A 2,766-nucleotide genomic window follows, 5' to 3' on the forward strand; every position below is an offset into this window, starting at 1 on the left:
GCGCGGTCGAGTGCCAGGAGCTCATCGGGTTCCGGCCCCGCGCCGGGCAGGTCGATCTGCCCGAGCTCGAGGTGCGGCGCTCCCGCGCCGCGCTTGTCACGACCGCGGTGGCGTGCGTGGTCGATGAGGATCTGCCGCATGGCGCGCGCCGCCAGCGCGAAGAAGTGCGCCCGGTCGTTGCTCGCCGCGGCCTCGTTGTCGACCAGCTTGAGGTAAGCCTCGTGCACCAGCGCCGTGGTCGAGAGCGAGTCGCGCGCTCCGAGCCGCGCCGCGTGGCGCGACGCGACGCGACGCAGCTCCTCGTAGACCCGGGCGAAGACCCGGTCGTACGCCGCGCGGTCGCCCTTTCGGGCGGCGGCGAGCAGCGCCGTGGTGTCGGCCGGGTCGAAGCCCGACCCCGGCCGATCGGAAGGCATACGGGGCACCGCACGTATTTTAGCCGTACGCGCTCCTGGCCCCCACCGGCCGGGGCTGACGTTCTGGGAGGAGAGAAGGAGGGTGGACAGGCACGGATTCCCCGGCTCCCCGCCCCCCGAAGAGGCCAGCCATGAAGCAGCTCGTCACCGCAATCGTCTTGGCCATCGTGTCTCCCGCCCTCGCCGCGGCCGCGGGCGGGAACCTCTACGCCGCCGCCAACGGTGGCTTCGACAAGGACCTCGCCGGCTGGACCGAGCCGATCACCGGCGAAGTCCGCCACGACCCGGCGGCGGGCGAGCCCGCCCCGGGAGCGCTCGCGGCGAGCGCGCCGAGCGGCAGCTTCTCGGTGGCGGGGCCCTGCGTCGCGGTCGCGCCGTCGACAGCCTATGCGGCGAGCGTCCGGGTTCGACCGGTCGCCGGCACGATCTACGTCTGCGGCCTCTCCTCCTTCGAGCACAGCGACGCGGCGTGCGAGAGGGACCTCAGCCCCTTCCTCGCGATGGCACGTCCGCTCGACGACGGCTGGCAGACGGTCACGGCGACCGGCGACACTGCCGCGACCACACGCTCCGTGCGGCTACTGCTCAACTGCAGCGGCGAGCCCGGCTTCGCGGTGCGCTTCGATGACGTCGTGCTGGCCGGTCCGTAGCACACCGGCACACGGAGCCACGCGGGTTAGCTTCCCGGTTCGTCGACGACGACGATCTCTCCGCCTTCGACACGCACCTGGATCACGGCGAGAGGCCGCGTCGGCGGCCCCGAGAACGGTCGCCCGTCGGCGTCGAAGAGCCCCTGGTGACAGGGACAACGGTAGCGCTCGATCTCGGGGCGAAAGCGCACTTCGCAGCCCTGGTGGGTGCAGAGGAGCGAGCGCCCCGCGACCTGCTCCCCCTCCCAGCGCAGCTCCACCGGATCGCCCCGGTGCAGGACGCGCACACGGCCGCCCGGCGGCAGGGCGGAGAGCGGCAGCCGGGCCGGCGGGGGGCCGACCGGTTCGGGCGCGCAACCTGCGGTCGGCACGGCGAGCCCCGAGGCACCGGCGAGCCCGAAGAGGCGAGCGAACGCCTCTCGCCGGGTCGCCAGGACCCTGGCGCCTGCGGCAGGACGCTCGTGGTCGCTCATGGGCGGATTATCGATCCCGACCGCGTACCGACCGCCGCCCGGCCGGGTGGGCGGGCGGGCGGGTCCGCGGGGGTGGGAGCCCGGCGTGCCGCCGGGAGTAAGCTCCCGCCACGATGCCGATCGAGTCTCCTCCGGTGCCGCGTGCCACAGGCACGACCGCGGCTGCCGCGACTGCCGGGGAATCCCGCCCGGACGACTCCGCTCAGCTCCTGCGCCTGTGCATCCGCGGTGCCGTTCAGGGAGTCGGCTTTCGCCCGTTCGTCTACGGCCTGGCGCGCGCGCTCGGCCTCGACGGCTGGGTGCGCAACGATTCGCACGGCGTCGAGATCGCAGTCGAGGGCCCACGCCACCGGCTCGAGTCGTTCGTCGGGCGGATCGCGGCGGAGAAGCCGGCGCCGGCGATCCTGCACTCGGTCGCGGTCGAATGGCTGCCGGCCACGGGACTCAGCGGCTTCACGATCCGCGAGAGCGCGACGCGGGCCGGCACGAGCGCCGTCGTCTTGCCGGACCTCGCGACCTGCGCCGAGTGCCGGAACGAGCTCTTCTCTCCTGACAACCGCCGATTCCACTATCCGTTCACGAACTGCACACGCTGCGGGCCGCGTTTCTCGATCGTCCTCGGCCTGCCCTACGACCGGCCGTCGACGACGATGCGCGGTTTCGAGCTCTGCCCGGCCTGCCGCGCGGAGTACGAAGACCCGACGTGCCGCCGCTTTCACGCTCAGCCGAACGCCTGTCCCGATTGCGGACCGCGCCTGCGCACGGTGAGCGCGACGGGCGAGCCTCGCGCCGTCCGGGGAGCAGCGCTCGCGGATCTCGCCACGGCGCTCGGCCAGGGCGAGATCGCCGCGCTCAAGGGAATCGGAGGATTCCAGTTGCTGTGCGACGCGCGCTCCCCGTCCGCGGTGACGCGTCTTCGCGAACGCAAGCGACGCCCGGCGAAGCCGTTGGCGCTGATGGTGCGCGACGTTGCCGCGGTCCGCGAGCTGTGCCGGCTCTCGCCGGAGGAGGCCGCCCTCCTCGCCTCGCCGCAGGCGCCGATCGTGCTGCTCCGCCGGCGCGAACTTCCCGGGCTTCTCCTCGCGCCGGAGATCGCGCCGGGCAATCCGCGTCTCGGCGTGATGTTGCCGACGAGCCCGCTGCATCACCTGCTGCTCGCGGCGGTGGATTTTCCCCTGGTGGCGACGAGCGGCAACCTCTCCGGCGAGCCGATCGCGATCGACGACG

The 2,766-nt window shown here is 73.2% G+C and carries 4 protein-coding genes; 2 read left to right on the forward strand and 2 right to left on the reverse strand.

Going from position 1 to position 2,766, the window contains the following annotated elements; all coding sequences use genetic code 11:
- The coding region (locus KBI44_21850) for an RNA polymerase subunit sigma-70 (GenBank protein ID MBP9147132.1) at positions 1-425 on the reverse strand (425 nt) is incomplete at its 3' end.
- A 122-nt stretch (positions 426-547) separates the two neighbouring features.
- Here KBI44_21850 and KBI44_21855 point away from each other — a divergent pair.
- On the forward strand, positions 548-1,066 hold the full coding sequence (locus tag KBI44_21855; GenBank protein MBP9147133.1) for a hypothetical protein: 519 nt from the start codon (positions 548-550) through the stop codon (positions 1,064-1,066).
- A gap of 26 nt (positions 1,067-1,092) precedes the next feature.
- Here KBI44_21855 and KBI44_21860 read toward each other — a convergent pair whose 3' ends face one another.
- On the reverse strand, positions 1,093-1,539 hold the full coding sequence (locus tag KBI44_21860; GenBank protein ID MBP9147134.1) for a ubiquinol-cytochrome c reductase iron-sulfur subunit: 447 nt from the start codon (positions 1,537-1,539) through the stop codon (positions 1,093-1,095).
- Positions 1,540-1,673: 134 nt separating this feature from the next.
- Here KBI44_21860 and KBI44_21865 point away from each other — a divergent pair.
- Positions 1,674-2,766 (forward strand): carbamoyltransferase HypF (locus KBI44_21865; protein ID MBP9147135.1); only part of this gene is annotated, 1,093 nt, incomplete at its 3' end.

It is taken from the genome of Thermoanaerobaculia bacterium (assembly GCA_018057705.1).
Taxonomy (GTDB): Bacteria; Acidobacteriota; Thermoanaerobaculia; order Multivoradales; family JAGPDF01; genus JAGPDF01.

Coding starts and splice junctions, on each gene's coding strand:
- KBI44_21860 (MBP9147134.1), bottom strand. CDS start 1,539: ATGAGCGACCACGAGCGTCCTGCCGCAGGCGCCAGGGTCCTGGCGACC.
- KBI44_21855 (MBP9147133.1), top strand. CDS start 548: ATGAAGCAGCTCGTCACCGCAATCGTCTTGGCCATCGTGTCTCCCGCC.